We start from the raw sequence: 5474 nt of genomic DNA, 5'->3' as shown, positions 1-5474 counted from the left end.
ACGGTGGCGATGTTGGCGCTGATCTCCTCGGTGGCGGTGGAGACGACCTGGGCCTGGGTGGCGGCTTCCTCGGCGCCGGAGGAGAGCTGGGTGGCCACGGTGGTCAGTTCCTCCGAGGAGGTGGCCAAGGTGGTGGCGCCGCCGGCGATGGCGCGGATGGTGGCGCTCAGGCGCTCCATGGTGGCGTCCAGGGCGCTGGCCAGCTGCCCGACCTCGTCCTTGGTGGTGATGGCCACCCGCTGGTCCAGGCGGCCGTCGGCCAGGCCGCGGACCACGGTGAGGGTCTTGGCGAGGGGGCCGGCGATGGAGCGGGCGACGGCGACGGCCACGACGACGGCCACGGCGAGGGCGGCGGCGCCGATGACCAGCAGCAGGGTGATGGCGGTGTGGTAGTCGGCGGAGCCTTCGGCGGCCAGGTCCTTGGCGGCCTGCTGCTCGAGGGCACCGAGCTCGTCGATGTGGCGGGTGATCTCCCCGGACAGCTCCGCCGTGCCGGCGCGGGCGGTGATGAAACCCGCGACGTCACCGGAGCGGGCCAGGGCGATGATCGGCTCGCGGGCGGTGCGGTACTCCGCCAGGTGCTCCTCGACCTCCTCGCGCAGGTCGGCGGCGGTCGAGGGCTCGGAGGCCAGGTACGCCGCCCAGGCGTCCTCGTAGACGCCGTCGGCGTCCTCGAGCTTGGCCAGCGCCGCGTCGGTGTCCTCCGCGGTCTGCGACATGCCGGCGTTGGCCAGCTCCAGGCGCATCGAGACGTAGGCGTCCTTGACCTCGCCCACCGATGCCACGGAGGCCAGCCCGTTGGTGGACAGCTGCTCCAGGTTGGCCTGGGAGGAGCCCAGGCGGTGGATGCCGATCGCGACCACGACGGCCAGCAGCAGGCAGACGACGCCGAAACCGGCGAAGAGCTTGGAGGCGACGTTCAGGTCGCGCAGTCGGGTGAGCACACCCGGTGCATCGGCAGGTGATCTAGAAGACTGGAGCGCTCACCTGCGGTAGCCGGCGCCCGTGTGGGTGCCCGCCAGCCGGGGGCCCTCCCCCGAGCCCAGCCGCTCGCGCAGCGTGGTGCCGGGAGCCGCCTTCGCCGCCGTGCGCCCGCGCCGGTCCAGCTCCGGCACGAGGTGGTCCACGACGTCGGCGAACGTGCCGGGCATCGTCGCGTACATGAGGTTGAAGCCGTCGACGTCGGCCTCCTCGGCGAAGCGTTCCAGCTCGTCGGCGACGGTGGCCGGCGAGCCCGCGAGCACGGGACCGCGGCCGCCGACGGCGACGAAGCGCGCGAGGTCGTCGACGGTCCACTCCCGGTCGGCGTCGCGGGTGAAGGCCGCCAGCGCGGAGGTGTTGGCGTCGGTGCTCACGTGCTGCAGCGGGGCGTCCGGGGCGAGGTCGGCGAGGTCCACGCCCGTCCAGCCGCCGAACAGCGCGAGCGCGCCCTCGCGGCTGGCGTGCGCGCGGTAGTCGGCCAGCAGCGCGTCCGCCTCGGTGTCGCTGGAGCGCACCACCGCGGTCAGGCCCGCGTACACGAGCACCGAGCGCGGGTCGCGCCCGGCCTGCTCGACCTTCGCCCGCAGGGAGTCCACCGTGCGGCGCGCGTGCGCGGCGGTCGGCGCGATGATGAAGACGCACTCGGCGTGCCGGGCCGCGAACTCCTGCCCGCGCGGCGAGGAGCCGGCCTGGAAGATCACCGGCGTGCGCTGCGGGGAGGGTTCGCACAGGAACGCGCCGGGGACGTCGAAGTAGCGGCCGTGGTGGCCGATGTCGTGCACCTTCGCCGGGTCGGCGTACACCCCGCGGGCGGCGTCGCGGACGACGGCGCCGTCCTCCCAGGAGCCCTCCCACAGCTTGTAGCAGACCTCCAGGTACTCCTCGGCGACCTCGTAGCGCTCGTCGTGCGCGACCTGCCGCTCGAACCCCAGGTTCCTGGCGGCGGAGTCCAGGTACCCCGTCACGACGTTCCAGGCGACCCGTCCGTCGGTGAGGTGGTCCAGCGTCGTCAGCCGCCGGGCCAGCGAGTACGGCTGCTCGTACGTCGTGGTCACCGTCAGCCCGAAACCCAGGGTCTCGGTGACGGCGGCCATCGCCGACACCGCCCCCAGCGGGTCGTTGACCGGGACCTGCGCGGCCGCGCGCACGGCGGCGTCGCGGGACCCGCCGTAGACGTCGTAGGTGCCGAGGACGTCGGCGAGGAACAGCGCGTCGAAACCGCCGCGCTCCAGCAGCCGGGCGAGGTCCGTCCAGTGCCGCAGCGTGCGGTAGTCCGCGCTGCGGTCCTCCGGGCGGGCCCACAGCCCGGCGGCCTGGTGGCCTACGCAGGCCATCGCGAAGGCGTTCAGGCGCAGCGGCCTCGTGGAGCTCGCGGTGCTCACCGGGTCAGTCCCTCCAGCGGTCGGTGGGCGGTCTCGCGGGTGCACGCCGCCGCCACGGTGCTCAGCACGGCCAGCAGCGACAGGTACCCGGCCACCAGCCACGGCGAGCCGTCCCCGGCCACCAGCAGCGAGGCGGCGATGAGCGGGGTGAGGCCGCCGCCGAGCACCGCGCCGATCGAGTACCCCAGCGAGGCGCCGCTGTAGCGGGTGCGCTGGTCGAACTGCTCGGCGAAGAACGCGCCCTGCGCGCCGTACTGGCTGTCGTGGCCGAGGTTGATGGCGACGACGATCGAGGCGACGATCAGGAACGTCGAGCCGGTGTCGAAGAGCAGGAACGCGGGCACGGTGAACAGCGCCGTGAGCACCGCCCCGAACAGGTACACGGGCCTGCGGCCGACCCGGTCCGACAGCGCCCCCCACAGCGGGGTCGCGGCCAGGCTCAGCACCGAGGCGACGAGCACCGCGAGCAGGCCCACGTCGGCGCCGTCCTCGCGGACCTCGCTGGTCAGGTACGTCAGGGCGAACACCGTGTAGAGCACGTAGCCGCCGTTCTGCCCCAGCCGCATCCCGGTGGTCACGAGCACGCCGCGCTTGTTGGTGCGCAGCACCTCCGCGACGGGCCGGCGGGCCAGGCCGTCGGCCTCGCGCAGCGCCGTGAACGCCGGGGAGTCGGTGACCTTCAGCCGGATCACCAGGCCGACGACGACGAGGACCGCGCTGGCCAGGAACGGGATGCGCCAGCCCCAGGACATGAACGCCTCGGAGGAGGTGAGGGAGCGGGTCAGCCAGAAACCCCCGCTGGCCAGGACCATGCCCGCCGCCGAGCCCATCTGCGGGATCGCCCCGAACAGGCCCCGCCGGCCGGTGGGGGCGTGCTCCACCGACAGCAGCACCGCCCCGCCCCACTCCCCGCCCGCGGAGAAGCCCTGCAGCAGCCGGGCCAGCACGAGCAGCACGGGGGCCCACACGCCGATCTGCGCGTGCGTGGGCAGCAGGCCGATGAACGTCGTGGAGATCCCCATGACCAGCAGCGAGGCCACGAGGACGGCCTTGCGGCCCACCCGGTCGCCGACGTGCCCGGCGACCGCGCCGCCCAGCGGGCGGGCGGCGAAACCGACGGCGTACGTGGCGAAGGCGGCGATGACGCCGACGGCGCCGCCGACGTCGGGGAAGAACAGCGGGCCCAGGACGATGGCGGCCGCGGTGCCGTAGAGGTAGTAGTCGTACCACTCGATCGTGGTGCCCACGAAGCTGCCGAGGGCCGCGCGGCGGCGGACGGCGGGCTCGCTGGGGCGCGCGGCGGTGGCGGGGACGCGCAGGGTGCTCACAGGACGCTTCTCTCCCATCGGTCCTGGCGGTAGCACCTTCCCTCGCGGGTGGTTGCTGCGACGTCGACGAGCCAGGTCTCTCAGTCGCTCTGGATGGCTGGGCCGAACCTACGGCACACCCCGGAAGAGCGGCAAACGCACCGGCCGCGCCGCCGGTGCTGCGCGGTGCGGGGGCCGGGTGGCGGTCCCGGCCGCGCGTCGGCCACCCTGGCCCTCGTGGCCACCGACGACGACCGCGAGCGCGGGGACGTGCACGAGGACGTGCGCGGGGGCGAGCGCGAGGACGTGCGCGGGGGCGAGCGCGAGGACGTGCGCGAGGACGTGCGCGAGGACGTCGACGCGGACGTGCGCGCGGAGGGGCTGCGCCGGCCCGCGGACCCCGTCGCGCGGCAGGTGGAGCAGGCCGCCCGCGCGGACTGGCGGCTGTTCCGCCAGACCGCCGACACGGTCGCGATGACCGTCTGGCTGACCGACGCCCGCGGCCGCTGCACGTTCGTCAACGAGTACTGCCGGCAGTTCTTCCAGGTCCCCGGCGAGGTGATGACGGGCACCGGCTGGCGCGCGGTCCTGCACCCGGACGACGCCGACGAGTACCTCGGCGAGTTCGACCGCGCCACCGCCGAGCAGCGCGCGTTCCGGGCGGTGGCGCGGGTGCGCCGCGCCGACGGGTGCTGGCGCTGGATCGAGACCTCGACGGTGGCCCGCTTCGACGAGTCCGGCACCTTCCTCGGCCTCACCGGCTCCAACGCCGACGTCACCGACCACGTGCGCCGGGAGGCGGACGCGCACTTCCACGCCGCCGTCGCCGGGGACTTCGCCCGCCTGGCCTCCCCCGAGGAGCTGCTGCGCTCGGTCGGCGACCGCGTCCGCCGCCGCTTGGGCCTGTCCTCCTTCCGCCTGGTGCGCCCCGGCGAGGAGGTGGCCGACCTCGCGGGGGCCGGGCCGGACCCCGGCGGGCGCGCGGCGCAGGACGCGGACGCCCGGCTGCGCGAGGGCCGTCCCGTCGCGCTGGACGCTCCCGGCGGCGAGCGGCTGCTGGTCCCCTACGCCCCGCACGGCACCTCCGTCGGCTGGCGGCTGCTGGCCGACCTGCGCCGCCCCGGGACCGGCGGCTGGGGCGAGGAGGAGGTCCGGGTGGTGGCCGACCTGCTGCCGCGCCTGGACGTCGCGCTGGTGCGGGTGCGGGCCGCGGAGGAGACCGCCGCCCGCTACGCGCGGGCCCGCGACGTCGAGGCCGAGCTGCAGCGGGCGCTGCTGCCGGCGCAGCTGCCGCTGCTGCCCCGCCTGGACCTGGCCGCGCAGTACCTCGTCGCCGGCGCCGAGCAGGCGGCCGGCGGCGACTGGTTCGACGCGCTGGCGCTGCCGGACGGGCGCGTCGCGCTCGTCGTCGGCGACGTCGTCGGCCACGGCGTCGTGGCCTCCGCCGTCATGTCCCAGCTGCGCACGGTGCTCGCCGAGCGGCTGGGCGCGGGCGCGGGGCTGGACGCGGCGCTGGAGGCGCTGCGGACCTTCGCCGCGCGGGTGCCGGGGGCGACGGCCGCCACCGCCTGCGTGGCCCTCGTCGACACCGCCGGCGGGGACGTGGAGTACCGGACGCTGGGCCACCCCGCCCCCCTGCTCCTCGGCGCGGACGGCGGCGCCCGCTCGCTGCCGCCCACGGGTGCGGGGCCGCTGGGCGGACCGGCCGGGGGCGCCGCCGGGAGGGCGCGGCTGGAGGCCGGGGAGCTGCTGGTCCTGCACAGCGACGGCCTGCTGGAGGCCGTCGGGGGCGACCCGCTGCGCC

At 75.7% G+C, this 5474-nt stretch carries 4 protein-coding genes and 1 riboswitch; of the genes, 1 reads left to right on the top strand and 3 read right to left on the bottom strand.

Going from position 1 to position 5474, the window contains the following annotated elements; translation table 11 throughout:
• The 3 genes from GTQ99_RS19250 to GTQ99_RS19240 form a co-directional block, all read right to left on the bottom strand.
• Positions 1–944: Tar ligand binding domain-containing protein (locus GTQ99_RS19250; RefSeq protein ID WP_166617325.1), on the bottom strand; the 944-nt coding region annotated here is incomplete at its 3' end.
• 39 nt (positions 945–983) lie between these two features.
• The gene (locus GTQ99_RS19245; RefSeq protein WP_338075126.1) at positions 984–2363 is read right to left on the bottom strand and encodes an LLM class flavin-dependent oxidoreductase; all 1380 of its coding nucleotides are present in this window, start codon (positions 2361–2363) and stop codon (positions 984–986) included.
• The gene (locus tag GTQ99_RS19240; RefSeq protein ID WP_166617324.1) at positions 2360–3709 is read right to left on the bottom strand and encodes an MFS transporter; all 1350 of its coding nucleotides are present in this window, start codon (positions 3707–3709) and stop codon (positions 2360–2362) included. Before GTQ99_RS19240 ends, GTQ99_RS19245 begins: the two co-directional genes overlap by 4 nt.
• A riboswitch (SAM riboswitch) is annotated at positions 3703–3791 on the bottom strand. Its footprint overlaps the gene before it by 7 nt.
• A gap of 116 nt (positions 3792–3907) precedes the next feature.
• On the opposite strand from GTQ99_RS19240, the gene GTQ99_RS19235 reads away from it, so the two are divergent.
• Positions 3908–5474, top strand: a 1567-nt coding sequence (locus GTQ99_RS19235) for a SpoIIE family protein phosphatase (RefSeq protein WP_205707822.1), incomplete at its 3' end; no start/stop codon positions are given.

Origin of the sequence: Kineococcus vitellinus, from assembly GCF_009906315.1 — a bacterium.
Classification (GTDB): domain Bacteria; phylum Actinomycetota; class Actinomycetes; order Actinomycetales; family Kineococcaceae; genus Kineococcus; species Kineococcus vitellinus.
The sequence above is the reverse complement of the archived record's forward strand: the minus strand, read 5'-3'. Positions and strand labels throughout refer to the sequence as shown.

Bases quoted from the DNA above. Each gene is read 5' to 3' on its own strand.
- GTQ99_RS19240 (WP_166617324.1), bottom strand. From the start codon at position 3,709: ATGGGAGAGAAGCGTCCTGTGAGCACCCTGCGCGTCCCCGCCACCGCC.